The sequence below is a fragment of the Pseudomonas sp. B21128 genome, from assembly GCF_044218865.1.
Taxonomy (GTDB): domain Bacteria; phylum Pseudomonadota; class Gammaproteobacteria; order Pseudomonadales; family Pseudomonadaceae; genus Aquipseudomonas; species Aquipseudomonas iridis.
This window is the reverse complement of sequence record NZ_CP162590.1, coordinates 4260447-4277859: the sequence shown is the minus strand read 5'-3', so window position 1 is coordinate 4277859 and position 17413 is coordinate 4260447. Positions and strand designations below refer to the sequence as shown.

The 17413-nt window shown below is 55.3% G+C and carries 17 protein-coding genes and 3 pseudogenes; 5 read left to right on the top strand and 15 right to left on the bottom strand.

Going from position 1 to position 17413, the window contains the following annotated elements; translation table 11 throughout:
* Window positions 1–5 precede the first annotated feature (5 nt).
* The 4 genes from paoC to AB4P91_RS19105 form a co-directional block, all read right to left on the bottom strand.
* Entirely contained in the window at window positions 6–2216 is a 2211-nt protein-coding gene (paoC, locus tag AB4P91_RS19120; protein ID WP_395603412.1) for an aldehyde oxidoreductase molybdenum-binding subunit PaoC, read from the bottom strand.
* A 52-nt stretch (window positions 2217–2268) separates the two neighbouring features.
* Window positions 2269–3219 (bottom strand): FAD binding domain-containing protein, encoded by a 951-nt coding sequence (locus tag AB4P91_RS19115; protein WP_395603411.1) that lies wholly within the window; start codon window positions 3217–3219, stop codon window positions 2269–2271.
* Window positions 3216–3884, bottom strand: coding sequence for an aldehyde dehydrogenase iron-sulfur subunit PaoA (gene paoA / locus AB4P91_RS19110; RefSeq protein WP_150596387.1), 669 nt, complete (start codon window positions 3882–3884; stop codon window positions 3216–3218). Before paoA ends, AB4P91_RS19115 begins: the two co-directional genes overlap by 4 nt.
* Window positions 3885–4365: 481 nt before the next feature.
* A complete protein-coding gene (locus tag AB4P91_RS19105) occupies window positions 4366–5427 on the bottom strand; it encodes an SDR family oxidoreductase (protein WP_150596388.1) in 1062 nt (353 codons plus the stop codon).
* A 72-nt stretch (window positions 5428–5499) separates the two neighbouring features.
* Between AB4P91_RS19105 and AB4P91_RS19100 the strand changes: the two are divergent.
* A pseudogene (locus tag AB4P91_RS19100) lies at window positions 5500–5625 on the top strand (inorganic diphosphatase); the annotation flags it as partial.
* Here AB4P91_RS19100 and AB4P91_RS19095 read toward each other — a convergent pair.
* The 7 genes and pseudogenes from AB4P91_RS19095 to AB4P91_RS19065 all read right to left on the bottom strand — a co-directional run bounded on the left by AB4P91_RS19095 (window position 5606) and on the right by AB4P91_RS19065 (window position 11324).
* Window positions 5606–6025, bottom strand: coding sequence for a DUF6691 family protein (locus tag AB4P91_RS19095; RefSeq protein ID WP_395604980.1), 420 nt, complete (start codon window positions 6023–6025; stop codon window positions 5606–5608). The pseudogene AB4P91_RS19100 and the gene AB4P91_RS19095 overlap by 20 nt on opposite strands.
* Before the next feature lie 2 nt (window positions 6026–6027).
* Complete coding sequence (locus AB4P91_RS19090; protein WP_395603410.1) at window positions 6028–6462, bottom strand: YeeE/YedE family protein; 435 nt, start codon at window positions 6460–6462, stop codon at window positions 6028–6030.
* A gap of 82 nt (window positions 6463–6544) precedes the next feature.
* A pseudogene (locus AB4P91_RS19085) lies at window positions 6545–6814 on the bottom strand (pyridine nucleotide-disulfide oxidoreductase); the annotation flags it as partial.
* A 380-nt stretch (window positions 6815–7194) separates the two neighbouring features.
* Entirely contained in the window at window positions 7195–8583 is a 1389-nt protein-coding gene (locus AB4P91_RS19080) for a tripartite tricarboxylate transporter permease (protein WP_395603409.1), read from the bottom strand.
* A complete protein-coding gene (locus AB4P91_RS19075) occupies window positions 8580–9056 on the bottom strand; it encodes a hypothetical protein (RefSeq protein WP_395603408.1) in 477 nt (158 codons plus the stop codon). Before AB4P91_RS19075 ends, AB4P91_RS19080 begins: the two co-directional genes overlap by 4 nt.
* Window positions 9057–9114: 58 nt before the next feature.
* The gene (locus tag AB4P91_RS19070; RefSeq protein ID WP_339474228.1) at window positions 9115–10032 is read right to left on the bottom strand and encodes a hydroxymethylglutaryl-CoA lyase; all 918 of its coding nucleotides are present in this window, start codon (window positions 10030–10032) and stop codon (window positions 9115–9117) included.
* Between the two features lie 2 nt (window positions 10033–10034).
* On the bottom strand, window positions 10035–11324 hold the full coding sequence (locus tag AB4P91_RS19065; protein WP_395603407.1) for a hydroxymethylglutaryl-CoA reductase, degradative: 1290 nt from the start codon (window positions 11322–11324) through the stop codon (window positions 10035–10037).
* A gap of 137 nt (window positions 11325–11461) precedes the next feature.
* On the opposite strand from AB4P91_RS19065, the gene AB4P91_RS19060 reads away from it, so the two are divergent.
* Window positions 11462–12832, top strand: a complete 1371-nt coding sequence (locus AB4P91_RS19060) for a PLP-dependent aminotransferase family protein (RefSeq protein ID WP_210703488.1) — start codon at window positions 11462–11464, stop codon at window positions 12830–12832.
* A 156-nt stretch (window positions 12833–12988) separates the two neighbouring features.
* A pseudogene (locus tag AB4P91_RS19055) lies at window positions 12989–13081 on the top strand (hypothetical protein); the annotation flags it as partial.
* A 258-nt stretch (window positions 13082–13339) separates the two neighbouring features.
* On the opposite strand, the gene AB4P91_RS19050 reads toward AB4P91_RS19055, so the two are convergent.
* The 4 genes from AB4P91_RS19050 to AB4P91_RS19035 form a co-directional block, all read right to left on the bottom strand.
* Window positions 13340–13732: a RidA family protein gene (locus AB4P91_RS19050; RefSeq protein WP_210703487.1), complete on the bottom strand. Its 393-nt coding sequence runs from the start codon at window positions 13730–13732 to the stop codon at window positions 13340–13342.
* A gap of 263 nt (window positions 13733–13995) precedes the next feature.
* Window positions 13996–14958 carry an IS30-like element ISPpu17 family transposase gene (locus AB4P91_RS19045; RefSeq protein ID WP_004577240.1) on the bottom strand — a complete coding sequence of 321 codons (963 nt, stop codon included), beginning with the start codon at window positions 14956–14958 and terminating at the stop codon, window positions 13996–13998.
* A 112-nt stretch (window positions 14959–15070) separates the two neighbouring features.
* Window positions 15071–15406 carry a chorismate mutase gene (locus AB4P91_RS19040; protein ID WP_210703486.1) on the bottom strand — a complete coding sequence of 112 codons (336 nt, stop codon included), beginning with the start codon at window positions 15404–15406 and terminating at the stop codon, window positions 15071–15073.
* Between the two features lie 25 nt (window positions 15407–15431).
* Complete coding sequence (locus tag AB4P91_RS19035) at window positions 15432–16022, bottom strand: LysE family translocator (RefSeq protein WP_210703485.1); 591 nt, start codon at window positions 16020–16022, stop codon at window positions 15432–15434.
* 253 nt (window positions 16023–16275) lie between these two features.
* Between AB4P91_RS19035 and AB4P91_RS19030 the strand changes: the two genes are divergently transcribed.
* Both AB4P91_RS19030 and AB4P91_RS19025 read left to right on the top strand, forming a co-directional pair.
* A complete protein-coding gene (locus tag AB4P91_RS19030) occupies window positions 16276–16860 on the top strand; it encodes a TetR/AcrR family transcriptional regulator (RefSeq protein ID WP_210705681.1) in 585 nt (194 codons plus the stop codon).
* Window positions 16861–17193: 333 nt separating this feature from the next.
* The gene (locus tag AB4P91_RS19025; protein WP_395603406.1) at window positions 17194–17355 is read left to right on the top strand and encodes a hypothetical protein; all 162 of its coding nucleotides are present in this window, start codon (window positions 17194–17196) and stop codon (window positions 17353–17355) included.
* Window positions 17356–17413: the final 58 nt, after the last annotated feature.

Sequence of the window (17413 nt, the reverse complement as noted above, 5' to 3'; positions counted from 1 at the left end):
TAAGGTCAGCCCAGAGCGGGCAAGTGGTCAATCAGCTTATCGAGTGTAATCGGGTAATCGCGAACCCGAATGCCGGTAGCGTTATACACGGCGTTGGCAATCGCCGCTGCTGCGCCCGAGATACCCAGCTCGCCGACTCCTTTAGCTTTCAGTGGCGTCGCGTAGGGGTCTACTTCATCAAGGAAAATCACCTCCTGATGGGGGATGTCGGCATGCACCGGCACTTCGTAGCCAGCCAGATCGTGATTAACAAAAAAACCCAAGCGATGATCGACAACCATTTCTTCCATCAACGCGGCACCTGCGCCCATGGTCATACCCCCGATGATCTGACTACGTGCTGTTTTCGGGTTGAGTATTCTGCCTGCGGCACACACCGCCAACTGCCGGCGAAGGCGAATTTCGCCGGTGGCGGCGTTTACACCCACCTCGACGAAGTGGGCGCCAAAGGTTTGCTGAGCATACTGCTTGGCCAGGTCGCCGAACTCCATGACGTCTTCGGCCACCAGATCACCATGCTCTGTCGCCTGTATCAATGGCAGATTTTTCGTCCCTTCAAGAACGTGGCCATCGATAAATTCGGTTTTCGTTGGATCAAGGCCTAGCTGGGTGGCGACGGCTTCTCTGAGTTTCACACAGGCAGCATAGACGCCTGCCGTGGATGAAGCCGCACCCCATTGGCCGCCTGAACCCGATGACTCCGGGAACCGTGAATCCCCGAGGTACACGTTCACCTTGTCTATGTCTACGCCCATCATTTCGGCAGCCGTTTGGGCAATGATCGTGTACGAGCCGGTGCCAATGTCGGTCATGTCGGTTTCGACGGTGATCATGCCTTTGCGATCAAGTCGTACACGAGCGGCGGACTTGGTGGTGGGTGCGCCGCGAATCGCCGAGGCCATGCCCATTCCGACCCACCAGCCGTCTTTCAGCGCTTTGGCCGGTTGGCTATGACGTTGAGCCCAGCCGAAATGATCGGCCCCCGTGTTCAGGCATTCAACTAACTGGCGCTGAGAAAACCGGCGATCCGGCTGCTCTGGATCCACCTGGGTGTCGTTGATGACGCGAAACTTCACAGGATCCATGCCCAGTTTCTCAGCCATTTCATCCATGGCAATTTCCAGCGCCATCATGCCGGGCGCTTCGCCGGGTGCGCGCATGGCGCTGCCTTCAGCAAGGTCGAGTTCGGCAAGATACAAACGGGTCATACGGTTTGCGCCCGCATACAACGTCCGGGTCGATGCAGTTGCTGCTTCCGTGCGACCGCCGCGCAGATTGCCCGACCAACTCTCATGGCCGATTGCGGTGAGCGTGCCGTCCGGATTGGCACCGAGCCGAATTCTTTGAATCGTCGCCGGTCGATGGGTCAGGTTATTGAACATGAGCGGGCGGGGGAGTGCGACCTTCACCGGGCGCCCGGCCGCTCTGGCGGCAAGCGACGCCAGGACAGCATCGCAGAGGATGGTGCCTTTGCCACCAAAGCCGCCGCCAATGTATGGCGAGATCAAATGAATGTTTTCTTTGCGGATGCCGAGTGTTTTGGCCAGATCTCTGACACCCCAATTCATCTGCTGGATCGAAGTCCAAAGCGTCAGTTTGTCTCCCTGCCACTGCGCGATGGTGGCATGGGGTTCCATCATCGCGTGGGCATGATCCGGGGTGGTGTAATGACCGTCGAGTGTGAATGCTGCCTGCTTGAACGCGCCTTCAAAATCGCCGATCGCGGTGTGCGGAGGAGGGCCAAACGCACCCGGCGCGGGTGTCTTGGCGGACGCGCGTTGTGCTTCCAGGTCGTAGGCGCCAGGCTCTCGCACGTAGAAGACCCGCAGCAAAGCCGAAGCGGCCCTGGCCTGTTCGAACGTCTGGGCGACGACGATTGCCACTGCCTGGTGATAGTGATCGACCTTTGGCCCGGCCAGTGCGCGATCAACGTAAAATTCGCCTCTGTCCAGATGGCCCGCATTTTCATGAGTGACGATCGCGATGACACCGCTGGCTCGGCGTGCTTCGCTCGAGTCAATGGAGGCTATCCGCCCTTTGCCGATGGCTGCACCGACTACATAGCCGTAGGCGGGAGGACTGACAGCAGCCTGTTGCTCGTAAGCATAGGTGGCCGTGCCGGTTGTTTTCAGTTTGCCTTCAACACGATCTTTGGGTTGACCAATGACCTTCATTTGATCGATGGGATTTGTGCTCGCAGGCGTATCAAACTTCATGAGGCTTACTCCTGGTCAATCGACCGCAGTCGTGCAATGCCGGTGATTTTGTTTAGGAAGACGCGTTGGACAGCGCGAGACCAATCGTGCGTTCTGCCAGTTTGATCTTGAAAGCGTTCTGCGCGGTGGGGTGAGCGCCAGCCAGCAAATGTGTGGCTACGGCCTGCGCACCCTCAGGGAGATAAGCCTCGGCGTCTTCATTTCGCCACGGCTTGTACGCCACGCCACCCAGCGCCACCTGACCTGACTGGTCTGGCATTACGATCGCCGCCACAGAAACCAGCGCAAAAGCGTAGGACGCACGGTCGCGAACCTTGTAGTAGATATGTTTGCCTCCTGCTGGTTTAGGCAAAGTCACAGCGGTGATCAGTTCGTTCGCATCCAGAATGTGCTCGATATGTGGAGTGTCCCCGGGAGCTCGGTACAGGTCGGCGATATCGATTGTTCTAACTTGGCCATCTGCGTTGAGCGTTTCTACTTTCGCGCCCAATACTCGCATCGCCACGGCCATGTCACTGGGATGGCTGGCAATGCAGGCTTCGCTGACACGGATGATCGCTTGTTGACGACTGGCGCCACCCATCGCCGGGCAGCCAGCCCCCGGGCGGCGTTTGTTGCAAGGCTGATGGGTGTCGTAGAAGTAAGCACACCGGGTGCGTTGCAAGAGATTGCCTGCTGTTGTGGCTTTGTTGCGCAGTTGCCCTGACGCTCCGGCGAGCAGGGCTTTGGAGAGGACGGCGTAGTCTTGCCGCACTTGAGGTGCAGCGGCCAGGTCGGTGTTACGCACCATGGCGCCAATCCTTAACCCGCCATCCTCTGTCCGGGTGATGTTGTCGAGCGCCAGTCCGTTCACGTCAATCAGGTGCTGTGGCGTCTCGATTTCCAGTTTCATCAGATCAAGCAAATTGGTGCCGCCGGCGATGAATCGAGCGCCCGGATTGTTAGCGGATGCGTCAACCGCTTGCTGTAAAGAGGTGGCGCGCTCGTAGGTGAAGGATTTCATGCCTCACCTCCAGCTATTTCGTGAATGGCTTCGACAATGTTGGAATACGCACCGCAACGGCAAATATTGCCACTCATGCGCTCACGGATTTCAGCGGCTGTTGTAGGGCTCTTGGCGATCAAATCGCTGCTGACGTGGCTGGGTACGCCGGCCTTTATTTCCTCGAGCATTGCGACGGCCGAGCAGATCTGGCCAGGCGTGCAATAACCGCATTGATAACCGTCATGTTTGATGAAGGCCGCTTGCAGCGGATGCAGGTTGTCCGGCGTACCGAGCCCCTCGATGGTGGTGATGCTGTCACCTTCATGCATGACCGCAAGCGTCAGACACGCGTTGATGCGTCTGCCCTCGACGATCACCGTACAAGCCCCGCACTGGCCGTGGTCACAGCCCTTCTTGGTGCCCGTCAGGTGAAGCCTTTCGCGAAGGAGGTCCAGAAGAGTGGTGCGGTTGTCGACATCCAAAGCAAATCGCCGCCCGTTGAGGTTGAACGTCAAGTGACTCGCTGGCGAGCTCTGCGGCACTGATGTCGTGTTGGCAACCGCGTGTGCATCATCGACCTTCGCTAACGCGGCTGTGACTGCAGTACCGGCGGTGCCGATAAGCACTTGTCGCCGGGACAGTTCTATTCCGGCTCCGGGTTCGGTGGGATTTCTAGGGCTCATCACGTCTCCATTCGCAGTTAGGCGGACAGTGCTGCTGGACTGTTCATCGTGGGAGCCTATGGCACTGCGTTGCTACTGATAACTGGCGTTTTCAGAATGAATAGGTGAGTAGCGCTCATTAATTCACGTTGCGACTTTATTTAATAAGCATCACAACGTGAGTTGGACAGATTCGCTTGCGAGGACCGAGGCACTCATAACAGCTATCTGATCTCCTCATGAATGCTCTGTCAGCGTGGGCTGTAGCATTAACCCGGAAATCATCGCCGAAGCCGCCTTTTCAACTCGGCATCGCCTATCAGGGCTGTAGGCATTCATTGAAGTTCTGAGGGAATGCGCCACAGCCCATGTTGAACGTAATGACGGTCAGGGCTTCTGCCACGGTCTTTGCCAGACGCTTATTGTTAGGGGGTGTGGGTAGTTGACGTGGCCAAAAGGATGCGTCTATCGCAAAGAAGATCATTTTTCCTCTTGGAGCAGCCTAAGGTATCAAGCGCATCTCACGTAGTGTGTCGAACACATCGAAAAATGCCTGATCGCTCGCCTGGTAGGCAGTGAAGCCCATGGCACGGCTTTTCGACATATCCGTGACAACTTCGATGGGTCGACCGAGGTCTGCATCGGTGTGCCATGGGGATGTCAGGCGACCGATATCGGACTCTTTCAGGCCGTGCTCAGCGACTATTTGCGCCCATACGGCTTGGTCGCCAGCCATCTGCTTTTCAAGGGGGCAGAGTGAAGCGGGATAATCGGCAGCAGGCAAGTCGAAGTAGTCGGCAATTCGGCTCCACATCCATTTCCAGCGAAACACATCGCCATTAGTGACATTGAAGGCCTGATTGGCGGCAGCCGGCGTGGTGGCCGCCCACAGTTGTTGTTTCGCTAACTGCCGGGCGTCCGTCATATCGGTAAGGCTGTCCCATTGCACTCTTGAACCTGGAAACACAAAAGGGCGATTGGTTTGTTTGCAAATTGAGGCATAGACGGCGAGGGTGGTTGCCATGTTCATCGCATTGCCTACAGCAACTCCAGTCACGGTATGCGGGCGGTGAACGCTCCATGTAAAACCGTCTTTTTCAGCCGCGGCGAAAAGTTCATCCTCCTGGGCGTAATAGAAATTCTCGACATCCAGACGACCTTGCTCTTCGCGAAACGGTGTTTGCGGAAGGCTGCCTTTACCATAGGCTTCGAACGGGCCGAGATAGTGTTTCAGGCCAGTGACCAGTGCGACGTGCTCGACGCTCTTGGCTGGGCGAATGGCGGCGAGCACATTGCGAACCATGGCGGCGTTGACGCGAATGTTCTCGGCTTCTGTGGCTTGCCGTGACCATGTGGTAATGAAGACATGAGTGGGTTTCAAATCCGCCAGCGCCTGTTCCAGCGAAGCAGGATCCTGAAGATCTGCCGCGACAGGTATCACGCCTTGCACTTGTGACGGGTGCCTCGAGAGCGCGGCGACCTGCCACTTGTTGTCGATGAGTAACTGAGTGATGGCGCTGCCGACGATGCCGCTGGCGCCCACAACCAAAGCTGTATGGGTCATAAGTTTCTCCTGGATTCAGGTTTGGGAGTCCGCCTGAGCAGCAGAGGTTCAACCTGAACCGGATTCGCTGACGTTCGCAATCGTCCTGGAGGTGTCATGGACATGACGGATAAGGCTGGAGCGGATGCCAAAGTAATCGCAGTGCCTCATGACACACTCAGCTCGATTCACAGCGACATCAGGTTGTGCGTCGACGTTCTAATAGAGAGAACAAGTACATACCGGCCAACATGGCCAATATGAATATGATGATCCGCCCGTGCCCTGTAAGCAGAATAGCGACCGCAGGCCCAGGGCAAATCCCCGCAATTCCCCAACCTATGCCGAACACCAGGCTGCCGCCGATCAAGCGGGCATCCAGCTCCCTTTTCATCGGCAACTGCATGGGGGCACCCAGCAAGGACTGCTTGTTCTTACGCGCCCAATTCAGGGGGATAACCGCCACTGCGATGGCTCCTCCCATCACCAGTGCGAGAGACGGATCCCAGGCCCCGGCCACATCAAGAAAAGCCAATACTTTTTCGGGGTTCGCCATGCCTGCCAAGAGAAGACCAAGGCCGAAGATCAGGCCAGATAAAAATGCGGCCAACTTGATCAAGTTCATGCTCCCACCACGTGGCGCATGACGTACACCGTTGCAAAACCGGCGAACATAAAGCACATCGTTGCCGTGATGGATCGGGCTGACAGTCGAGAGATCCCACAAACGCCATGACCGCTCGTACAGCCAGAGCCGTAACGGGTTCCAACACCGACGAGCAGCCCCGCCATAATCAGGGTGGGCCACTCAGCCCTGATCTCGATTTGCGGCAAAACGTTAAATGCTCCCCATAACACTGGCGCAAGCAACAGACCAAGAAGAAATAGCGCCTTCTCGTTCCAACCTTCACTGCCCAATTGCATCACGCTTCCAATCAAGCCACTGATGCCTGCGATGCGCCCATTTGCAAGAACGAATAGGCTAGCCGCCAGGCCAATCAAGGCTCCTCCGCCCAGGGATGTCCAAGGCGTAAAGTTGACCCAATCAATGCTCATTTTGCGTCTCCTGCACAGAAGGGCTGATAAAGGACGTTAATTGTGATGTAAATCAGCGTTGACTGAGCTGAGGTGCGCCGACTCACTGCTCTATCAAAAAACGCTCAATTTCCTCAACGGTGCTGCGCGCCGTTCGGGTCACGCCGATCAGTGTCGCGGAAGCGGCGCCTGTCCAGTCGCCATAACCCACCAACCACAAGCGCGGTTCCTGAATCGAATGCGTGCCTTTGACGGCCACGCGCCCGTCGGCGGTACACACGCCCAGGGATTCCAAATAGCCGAGGGCAGGGCGGAAGCCGGTGCACCAGATCACCGCGTCGATCCGCGTTTGCGAGCCATCCGCCCACGTCACCTTATGAATTGCCAATCCTGCCGAACCCAAAGCGTTTTTCTGCACTACAACACTGAGCTTTCCTTGCGGGTCGACTTTGAGTACCTGCCCACCAAATACCTCCACAAATAGCAAATTGCCCTCGCGATCGAAGGCCGGGCCTTCCAGCTGTATCCCTTTGTCCGAGACCTTGATCCAACGCTGTGCAGTTACAGTCGGAAGGTCTTTTTCAGAGGCCGGAATGGCATGTAGCTGTTTGTCGCCTGCGGGATAAGCGAGGGCCGGAATTGACTCTGCAGCGTCAGCGATGAACGCAGTCGCGCTCAGCAATAACAGCAGGGAAGCGAGGACATTTTTATGCATGATGGTTACCTGGATATTTTTGTTATGTTTGCTAGGAGTCATGCGTTTATCAGGGCAACGAGGGCCGGGACAGTGAGTACGGCGGTGTAATAGCCCATGAACTGCACGCCAATGTTGAAGCCCAAAAAGCGTGAGAGAAATCCGCCCAGCGGACCGATGGTGATGATTACCAGCAAACCTAGGAGGCCGCCTTCCCAGATGCCAATCACCAGGATTAGGCCAACAAAAGTCGAGATCACGGCTTCGTGGCTGATTTTGCGCGACACATAGGATGCTGCTCTGTGCGCGTAATTCATGGTGAATGGGTAAGCAATCAGAATGGCAATGACCACTGCCAACATGCCATACCCAAGAAACTCCCAAGTGCTGAGCAGTGAGTGCAAGTTGTGCACCTGGCCCGTCGCTGTGTCGACGCTGAAGCGCGGGGGGGCATTGAAGAGTGGCGCTGCCGGGCCCGCTGCAACGGGGCTAAGTGGCAGACCAAAAGCGATGAGCGGGATCAACGCTTCGGCGAGGTATGTTGATTCGGTGACCCCGTTGCGAGCGGTTATGACTGTGGTCAAGCGATGGTAAACGTGCTTGACCCTTGAACCGACGACTTCGCCCATGATGACGGTCATGGCAACCGGGCTGAACACGAAGGTGGCGCTGGAGACTACGGCAGTGACGGCAGTCCACATGCTTTGTTTGCTGTCCAATACCGTAAGCGGATTAGGAAAAAATCCGCCCCAGCTTTTTACGTCGGGAGATAAGGAAAAAGTGCGCACCTCCTGACGTCGCATTGTTTCTCGCTCGGCAGGTGCGAGCATGGAGAACAGCGCGGCGATTAGCGGGCCGATGGCAATGCCAAGGAAGTAACTGACACTGAGCTTGACCCCATATTGCCCGGTGATGCTTTGTAGGCCAACAATGACCATGACGAAGGGGATCAGCGTCAGCACAGCAGCCAGGCGTCCTTTGGAGAACCATGCAATGGCAATCGCCGCAAGCAGAAAAACCCAAGGCGCAGCATGTTTGATCATGTCACCGAACGGCGCGAGCATTACGGCGAACAGTACGGCCATCGGAACTGCAATCAGCGCAGCAATCACCGCTCCCGAAATCATCTTGCGCAATGCAATGTGTGGAACACCTAGATTGCGCAAGAAGTTGGCCTCGCGCATGAGCGGCGTCGCCATGGTGTCACCAGGAATGCCCAGTAGTGCCGTCGGTACGGCGTGGGTCATATGTTTAGCTACGGCTCCCGCTAGGAAGAATGTCAGCACACCTGCGGCAGGAACGCCCAGCAGAACGACCAGCAAAGTCAGCGGGGCGAGCGTAGTGGTTTCATCGCTGCCTGAGATGAGTCCGATCCCGGCGAAAATTACTGCCCCCAGAATACCCATACCCAACGCTATTAAGATCTGATCCAGGATTGGTTCGATCATGACCGGCCTCCATTGACGCTTACAGCTCTGACAGTACTGGCGGGTTGCACGTCGAGGCTTTTGTCGGGAGAGAGAAGGGCTTTCTCGTAATCAGCGAACAGATCATAAAGATCCATTTCACGCAGTTCCGCAATCGTGGCGGGCGGTAAGTCAGTCAGGCTGCCAAGGGGGCCATATTCGTTCTGCAATTCGATCAGGATTTTTGAACGCCATGCCGGATCTGCCAGATGCTCTACGACGTTACGCTTGGGTTTGAAAAGTGCCGCACTGATGGCTCCACCTGCCAGGCAGCCAACAATACCCACCAGCATCGCGTAAGCGCGCGCCATCTGCAGAGAGTCTACCCAGCCGACAAGCAGGTGTTGCGCTATGAAGAAAGCGCCGAGGCTGACAATTGCGCCGATGCCAATGGAGTAGATCAGGTGGCGACCGTCTACCGTGTCTCCCCATACTTCAAACAGTTCGGGTTTCATAAGGGTTCTCCCACCGCCCCTGCGGGCTTTTATTGTTATGAACGTGAAGAGATGCGGCTTAGTTCGTTTCTACGAGACCACGTTTCGCAAGAAGGGCACGGGATACTCTGGATGCAGTTTCCCGTCCAAGTTCGGTATTGATGAACTCACCGATTTCTATCAATGCATCAAGATCGACGCCATGGTTCATGCCTAGGCCGCTCAGCAGGTAAATCACATCTTCAGTGGCAACATTGCCAGTGGCCCCTGGCGAATACGGGCAGCCACCCAGGCCGGCAATCGAGCTGTCGAAGATCCGTACATCGGCTTCCAGCGCAGCATGGATATTGGCGATAGCCATGCCATAGGTGTCATGAAAATGTCCGGCTAGAGCGCTGACGGGAACTACCTGTCGACAGGCATTGATCAGCGTTTTCGTTGCCGCAGGTGTACCCGCACCAATGGTGTCGCCCAGACTTACCTCATAACACCCCATTCCGAAGAGCGAAGCGCTGACTGCGGCGACCGCCTCGGGTTTGACGTGGCCTGTGAAGGGACAACCCATGGCGCACGAGACGTAGCCTCTGACCCTAACTCCGGCATCGCGCGCGCGCACCATCACTTCCTGATAGCGGAGTAGGCTTTGCGCAATAGAACAGTTGGTATTCCTTTGCGAGAACGCCTCGGAGGCAGCAGTGAACACTGCGACCTCTCGGCAACCTGCCTCTATTGCTGCTTCCAGACCTTTCACGTTGGGCACCAACGCTGTCCAGGTTACGCCGGGGCGTGTTGTGAGCGCTTTTAGCACCTGATCAGATCCGGACATCTGCGGTACCCAGCGTGGCGAAACAAAAGCTCCGGCCTCCAAGGTTCGCAGGCCCGCATCTGCCAGCATTTCTAACAATTGCACTGTGGTCTGGGGCGGTAGCGTCCGCTTCTCGTTCTGCAAGCCGTCTCTTGCACCTACCTCAACCAACCGGACATGATCATTGGTCATGATCAGTACTGCGCACGCTTTTGCTTAAGTAGTTCAGCCGCTTTGTCTGAGCGTACATCACGAGCCTCAACCATCTGCTTGACCAGCCAGTTGACCTCTTCACCTTTGGCGCCAGCGGAAAGAGCAATGTTGCGCGCATGCAAAGCCATGTGGCCGCGTTGTATTCCTTCAGTAGACAATGCGCGTAGCGCGCCGAGGTTTTGTGCTAGACCGACTGCCACCGCGATTTCGGCGAGTTCCTGCGCTGTCCTCACACCCAAGATGCGTAGCGATAATTGTGCCAGTGGGTGAGTCTTGGTAGCGCCGCCAACCAGTCCGACAGGCATGGGCATTTCCAGTGTGCCCACCAGATGGCCCTTGCCATCTTTTTCCCACGTGGTCAGCGAACCGTAATGTCCGTTGCGACAGGCGTAGGCGTGTGCACCTGCTTCCACCGCGCGCCAGTCGTTACCTGTGGCGACAATAAGAGGGTCGATTCCATTCATGATGCCCTTGTTGTGAGTGGCTGCACGATAGGGGTCGACGACGGCAAAGTTGTAAGCATCGAGGATCCCTTCAATGACGTCTTCGCCTTTGAAAGCTGCGGTCGTGAGCAGCTCAGGAGCAATGCGGATCTGGGCTCGGGCAAGACGCAGGTCGGCCAAGTTGGACAGGATGCGCAGTCGTACCTTGCCGCCAGTAATCTCTTCCATCAACGGGGCCACCGCTTCAGCCATGGTGTTCACGGTGTTGGCACCCATGGCATCCCGCACGTCCACGATAAGGTGGGCTACCAGCATCGGCCCACGTGGGCTCTGGGCGAAGGTATGTACTTCAATGTCGCGACAACCCCCACCTAACTTGTTAAGTAGTTGATCCTTGCGGTTAGCGAGTTCGATGATTTCGTCTTTGCGGCGCATAAGACTCAGACGTGCATTGAAGGGATCTTCGATTTCGACGATCTGAACTTGGGCCCGCATCAGCGGCAGAGAGCTGGAGGTCTGGAAACCACCAGCCTCGCGTGCCAGTTTCGCCATGAACGATGCTGCCGCGACTACCGAAGGCTCCTCAACGACCAACGGCACAATTACGTCGCGACCATTTATTTGGAAGTTGCTCGCGACGGCGTATGGCAATTCAAATTTGCCGATGACGTTCTCGATCATGCCATCAGCTATTTCCAGAGGTAGGGCGCCGGCATCGCGTAGCAGAGCAACATCATCCTCTGGAAGCTCAAGTAGCTCTTGCAAGTGACCCAGACGCTCGGCGGGCGACATGCTGCGGAACATCGGGAGGCGGGAGTCGATACTCATGGGAGGAGTCCTGGTGCAGTTATTGTTTTTGAGTTGCAGTTACCCTATTCGCATGTGTCTTAGTAAAAAAGGTACAGTTTGGACGGACAGTACCTAAGCTGTACCCTCTATGATTAATTCATTCAGGACTCCATACGATGGCGCGGCTGACACTTGCCCAGCAACTGACGGCATCATTGGTCGAGCAGATCGGCAACGGCACGTACCGAGTGGGAGACCGTCTGCCATCCCTGCGCGAGTGCATGCGCTTGTTTGGTCATTCGAAAAATACAGTGATCAACGCTTACGAATCGCTCGCCTCCCAAGGACTCGTTGAAGCGCGTCATGGGCAGGGCTTCTACGTTAAACAGGGAGCCCCGAGTAGCAGCGAACCGGAAGAGCCGCTGCCGTTCACTCGGGCGATGGACACCATCTGGCTCATGCGTCAGCAGTTTGTCCGTGAGCCTGGTCACTCGCCACTCGGTGAAGGTTTTCCGCCAGTGGAATGGTTGATGGATTTGCGGTTGGACAAGTTCACACGGCAGATCATGCGAATCGGTGTAACGACGCTTTTCCGATACGGCAATCGGCTGGGGAATGCGGCGCTTCGTCAACACCTGGTGCAAAAACTGGCTAGCTATTCGATTACTGCCAGTGCTCGACAAATCGTAACCACCCATGGGGCCAATCACGCACTGGATTTGATAATCCGCCGTTTCATTGCCCCAGGCGATTACGTTTGTGTCGAGGATCCAGGCTATTACCCATTGTTCGGCAAGCTGCAACTGCAAGGCGCACGGATGCTATCCGTGCCCAGATTGCCGGATGGGCCGGACATGGAAGTGCTGGAGCAGTATCTTCTCTTGTACAAGCCAAAATTATTTTTTATTCAGTCTGTCGGGCACAACCCGACGGGCTCCGATATTTCACCCAGCAAAGCTCATCGGTTGGTTCAGTTAGCGGAAGAGCACAACTTCATCTTGGTGGACGACGACGCTTTAGCAGATTTCAAACCGGCATCAGCAATCAAGGTGTCTGCGCTGGATCAGTTGAAACGCTCTCTGTACGTGGGCAGCTTTTCCAAATCTGTTTCTGCGGCATTGAGGGTCGGGTTCATCGCAGGCAGCAAAGACGTCATAGATGAACTGGGTGATCTGAAAATGCTGCTGCACACCAGCACGTCGGAGCTTTGTGAGCGAACCGTTGATGTCATTCTGACGGAGGGGCATTTCCTGCGTCATTCGATCCGTCTTCAAGAACGGCTGAAAGCTGCTACAACGGCAGGTTTGCAGATGCTGGATGAGATAGGGGCCGAGGTATTTGTTCGTCCAGAGCAAAGTCTTTATCTGTGGGTCAGGTTTCCTCACATTGACGATGCCAGAGAGCTGACGCGACAACTGCTTCCAAAGGGTTTCATGATCGCCCCTGGACACATTTTCTCACCGGAACAGTCGCGCATAAATCCATGGACGAGATTGAATGTGGCGTATCTGAATGATCCGTTACTCAAGGCCGTATTGAGCGGCTGAAATGCTGTCGTTTTCCTTCATGGATGCCATTCTTTATCAGCTGGCGCTACAACGCATCATCGTCGCAAAGTAAATAATGGGTACTCGCAAGCCTAGCCAAGTGCCGACTGTAAAAATCCAGAGTCCGGCGAAGTCGTTGAAGCGAAGGGTGAACACAATATTCTGAAAGAGTGGAAAGCCAAATACGATTCCGACACCGTTGAGTCCTGGCTGAGCAAGCGATTTTGGTTTGAGTACAAAAGGGCCTGAGAAGGCCCTTAATTAGTTGGCGAGGAAGAGGGCGCGAACTAGAAAACAGTGCGTTTATTTTGGCGGCCCAGGCAATGACAACGCCGGTGGCTCAGCGCGTTGGGACTATCGATTAAAGCGCTCGACCAACGAATATTGAGTTGCAGCTGTCTTGGTCAACTCCTTGCTTAGTTCTGCTGAGTGATGAGACTTCAGATCTACTGCCGCATAGACGGACAGGCATCTAAGATTTACATTTTCACGTGCCTATCTGAAAAATTATCGCTGCACGGCGATGCATTTGATCTCCACCAGGAGCCCCGGTCGAGCCAGTTCACCCACACCTATGCATGTCCATGCGCAAGTACTCCTAGGAAAGACTTCATCCTTCACTTGTCTAAAAATTGGCATGTGGCGTTGCATATCGACGTGATAAGTCGTCATTTCGACCACATCCTCAAATTCGCAGCCACCGGCTGCCAAGACGAGCCGTAGATTCTCCCACGCCGCCAAAAATTGCTGCTCAGGATCTTCGATAACTGATAATTCCGGCGTCCGGCCTACCTGGCCAGCGCAGTAGAGCGTTTTTCCTACCTTTACAGCTGGCGCGTAACCAGCATGCTCGCAGAGCAATTTCATGCCGTCTGGAACGATGATCTGACGATTAGTCATGGTCGTGGAATCCAAAATATAAACGGTTATGTAACCAAACCCAGATGCCAGAGCGCCATCCACTCGGGGAGGAAATGCGCCAAGCATTATTGGCCCCTCTGGGCATCCCCGCCCCATGTAGACCCTGTAAAGTCGGATGAACTGGCTTCTGAGGTTAAACTCAGACCAATGACTAAGCCTCTTTCGCTAAAACTGAGAGTGACATTGCACGTTTCCAAAGAGTTTGAGGGTGCCGTGTATGGGGTTGTATATGACCCCTGAATTCAACACATAAGTGCAACGCTCACCCCTGTATGCACTTCGTACGGCGTCTTCCAGCCCAAGCGCTTGCGCGGGCGTAGATTGATCCTCGCTACTGTCCGATTGACGGCTTCGACGGTCAGCTTGCTGAAGTCGCTGCCCTTGGGGAAATACTGGCGGAGCAGACCGTTGGTGTTTTCATTGGTGCCACGTTGCCAGGATGAATAGGGGTCTGCAAAAAAGACCTGGCACTGGCTCCGTAGCGCGATGCGTTCATGCCCGGCAAACTCCCTTCCGTTATCCAGCGTCAGCGTGTGAGCGGCATGGCCCTGAAGCATCAGATTGATCGCCCGCGTTACCTGCCGGCGCGTTCTGCGCTTGACCGGATAGGCGCTCAGATAGCCGCTTTTGCGATCAACCAGGGTCACCAGGTTACCGCCCAGTCCATGTACCGTATCGCCCTCCCAGTCCCCCAGGCGCTCGCGGCTTTCGACCTCGGCTGGGCGTTCACTGATTGACACGCGATTACGCAGCTGCCCGCGCCGATCGTGGCTTCCATAGCGTTTCCGGTAGCGCTTTCGGCGATGTCGCAGATAGGTATAAAGCTCACCACCGGCGCGCTGTTCGGCGGCAATGAACCGATAAATCCACTCATGGCTGACCGCCCGGCTTGGCTGCTCCTGCTTCAACCGCTGGGCGATCTGCTCCGGACTCATGCCATGCTTGAGCCACACCGGGAGATGATGGCTGAGCCATGTCGCCGGCTTGCAAAACTTGCGCGCACCCGCTCGACGAGCATCACTTTCATGGGCCGCAGAAACAGCCTTGTAGATATTCTGGGTGCTGTTGCGGCGAACCTCGCGACTGATCGTCGAGGGATGCACGCCGACCCGCTTTGCAATGCTCGCCTGGCTCTCTGCGGCGCTCAAGCCAGCCTCAATCTGGTAACGTTGTCCCTGAGTCAGCTGCCGGTAATGCGTAGTCATCTGCGCTTGAATCCTTCGGTGTGAGAGCCTGGATTCTACCGGTGGCTGGCTCTCTGCCTCTCGTTTCAAGCGTTGCGCTTATTCTATGAATTCAGGACCCCAAAAAGTGGTGTTAAAGGTATTTGCCGTCAGAGTATGGCTGCGCTGCGGCGCTATGCTCCGTGGCTATTTTCTTGTGTCGCTGCACTACCTCACTAATGACAAACTGCATCAATTTCTCGACAAAAACAGGATCCAGACGGGCATGCTCTGCAAGTTCCGTCAGGCGATCGTATTGATGCTGTTCCCTCTTCTTATCCACTGCAGGCAAATGGTGTTCAGCTTTCAATACGCCCACCTGATCAGTGCAGCGAAAACGTTCTGCAAGCATATGGATGAGCGCGGCGTCGATATTGTCAATGGTCTGTCGAAAGGATGAAAGTTGATCGGTGATATCGGGCGTATCCATAAAATGTTCTCTTTGGGGCAAGTGGTTAAGGAAACAACACGGGATACAGGGAGCTAACGAGAAGTAATGCCATCGCGATGTTGAATGCCCTGAGCCTTCCGCCTGACAGCCAATGCCGCAGCGCGGTCCCCAGCCCTGTCCAAATTGCATTCGAGGCCAACCCGATGACCGCGAACGCAATTGCAACCAGGATCACCGAGGCCAGCAATCGATCGGCAGCAAAAAGTGTAATGGCCGAAAAACCGGTGGCCCAGATCTTGGGATTGACCGCCTGAAAGGTTGCCGACTGGAAAAAGGTAAGTGGTTCGGGGCCTCTTGCTTTTGCCTCAGGTGGCACGGCGATGGCGATCTTCCAGGCCAACCATAAAAGATAAAGTGCAGATACGGCCCGCATAACCGTTTGCAGCACGGGAAGGGCGTCAAAGACAGCCATCAGTCCCAGCCCCATCAGGCAAATAATTGCAAAGACTCCGGCCGAAATCCCACAAAGATGAGGCAATGAGCGGACAAGGCCGAAGTTAGCACCCGAAGCCATCACCATGATGTTGTTCGGGCCGGGAGTGATGCTCGCGGCAGCCGCGAAAATTGCAAGCGCTGGCAAAATGTTATCCACCATTGAGTATCCTTCAGTAAGTCAGCTCTATGCCAACGCAAAGCGCTGCTGGTCAGACAACAATATGACTAAATAAACCTACTAGATGGTAGGCTTAGTTTCAATGCCTAATACCCAAACTATCCGAAAAATTTGGCCTGCCCTTGGGCCTCGTGCGCATGGATGTCTGGCCACTGATGTGTCATCTCTCGGGCTTGCCCATTTGACAAAAATCGACATACTTGACTCTCAGCCTACCAGAAGGTAGGGTCCGGCCATGACAAACTACTCCAACACCTTTTACGAAATTCTCAACTGTACCCGCTCGCTCATTATCGCAGGTGGGTACAACGGCTTCAGTTATGCGGATATATCCGAGTTTGTGGGTATTCGCAAAGCGAGTATTCACCACCACTTTCCTACCAAGGTGGATCTTGTACGAACGCTTGTTATGCGGTATCGAGAGGAAGCAGAAGCTGGGATTGGCGAAATTGAGCGCCATTGTCCAGCCCCCGAAGACCAACTGCGCGCCTATATGGGCTATTGGCAATCCTGCATAGGCGATGCAACAAAGAGTTACTGCGTCTGCGCATTATTGGCGACTCAGATTCCAGTGTTACCGAAAGAGGTGGTGGTAGAAGTGCGAACCCACTTTCTAGCGCTTTCCGCATGGCTCACTTCCGTCCTTGACCGGGGGGCCAAGCAAGGTATTTTCATGCTGTCCGGCGATCCTCGCTCCGAGGCAGAGGCATTTATGGCGACCGTTCATGGTGCGATGCTCTCGGCTCGCGCATACGGCGATCCCGAGATGTTTGGCATGATTACTCTCCCGCTCATCGACAGGTTGGTTATCAAGCAATAATAGAAAGGGCGCATGGCGGGATTCTGTTATGCGCGCCATCTCGATGTGTTGGCGGGCCTCCAGAAAAGGTTCGTGGAAGGCATTCGTGGCCGCGGCTGGGTTTTGTCTGTGAATGGGTGCAAAAAAACAGTCAATACATTCATGGGCGCTTGTTCCGTCTGATGGCGAATACACGGGAAGCTTTATTCCTTTCGATCAGTCCGATCCATTATCACAGCAGCTATAGCGCGCCGTGGATATGGCGCTGGGGCCACGATAAGTAGAGGTCGAAGTCGCGACTTCGAACAGCACAAGAATCTGCTCTACGAGATCATCATCGGCGGCGCCGATTTGATGGGTGACGACATTCTCGATCAGTTCACGCAGTTGCGTTCTATAGGCGGAAACGGCTTGCGCTACATCGGCTATGTTTCCGCCAGTTTCGCTATAGGCCCTCAGAAAGAGGCAACCGCGAGCCCCCTCGATCAGCGTCCAGTTTTCCAGCGCATCGAATAAACCTTCGACGCTGGTAACCCGGCATTGGTTGAAAAAAAACGTTGAGAACGCTCGTTCA

Bases quoted from the DNA above. Each gene is read 5' to 3' on its own strand.
- paoC (WP_395603412.1), bottom strand. From the start codon at position 2,216: ATGAAGTTTGATACGCCTGCGAGCACAAATCCCATCGATCAAATGAAG.
- AB4P91_RS19115 (WP_395603411.1), bottom strand. From the start codon at position 3,219: ATGAAATCCTTCACCTACGAGCGCGCCACCTCTTTACAGCAAGCGGTT.
- paoA (WP_150596387.1), bottom strand. From the start codon at position 3,884: ATGAGCCCTAGAAATCCCACCGAACCCGGAGCCGGAATAGAACTGTCC.
- AB4P91_RS19105 (WP_150596388.1), bottom strand. From the start codon at position 5,427: ATGACCCATACAGCTTTGGTTGTGGGCGCCAGCGGCATCGTCGGCAGC.
- AB4P91_RS19090 (WP_395603410.1), bottom strand. From the start codon at position 6,462: ATGAGCATTGATTGGGTCAACTTTACGCCTTGGACATCCCTGGGCGGA.
- AB4P91_RS19080 (WP_395603409.1), bottom strand. From the start codon at position 8,583: ATGATCGAACCAATCCTGGATCAGATCTTAATAGCGTTGGGTATGGGT.
- AB4P91_RS19075 (WP_395603408.1), bottom strand. From the start codon at position 9,056: ATGAAACCCGAACTGTTTGAAGTATGGGGAGACACGGTAGACGGTCGC.
- AB4P91_RS19070 (WP_339474228.1), bottom strand. From the start codon at position 10,032: ATGACCAATGATCATGTCCGGTTGGTTGAGGTAGGTGCAAGAGACGGC.
- AB4P91_RS19065 (WP_395603407.1), bottom strand. From the start codon at position 11,324: ATGAGTATCGACTCCCGCCTCCCGATGTTCCGCAGCATGTCGCCCGCC.
- AB4P91_RS19060 (WP_210703488.1), top strand. From the start codon at position 11,462: ATGGCGCGGCTGACACTTGCCCAGCAACTGACGGCATCATTGGTCGAG.
- AB4P91_RS19050 (WP_210703487.1), bottom strand. From the start codon at position 13,732: ATGACTAATCGTCAGATCATCGTTCCAGACGGCATGAAATTGCTCTGC.
- AB4P91_RS19045 (WP_004577240.1), bottom strand. From the start codon at position 14,958: ATGACTACGCATTACCGGCAGCTGACTCAGGGACAACGTTACCAGATT.
- AB4P91_RS19040 (WP_210703486.1), bottom strand. From the start codon at position 15,406: ATGGATACGCCCGATATCACCGATCAACTTTCATCCTTTCGACAGACC.
- AB4P91_RS19035 (WP_210703485.1), bottom strand. From the start codon at position 16,022: ATGGTGGATAACATTTTGCCAGCGCTTGCAATTTTCGCGGCTGCCGCG.
- AB4P91_RS19030 (WP_210705681.1), top strand. From the start codon at position 16,276: ATGACAAACTACTCCAACACCTTTTACGAAATTCTCAACTGTACCCGC.
- AB4P91_RS19025 (WP_395603406.1), top strand. From the start codon at position 17,194: ATGGGTGACGACATTCTCGATCAGTTCACGCAGTTGCGTTCTATAGGC.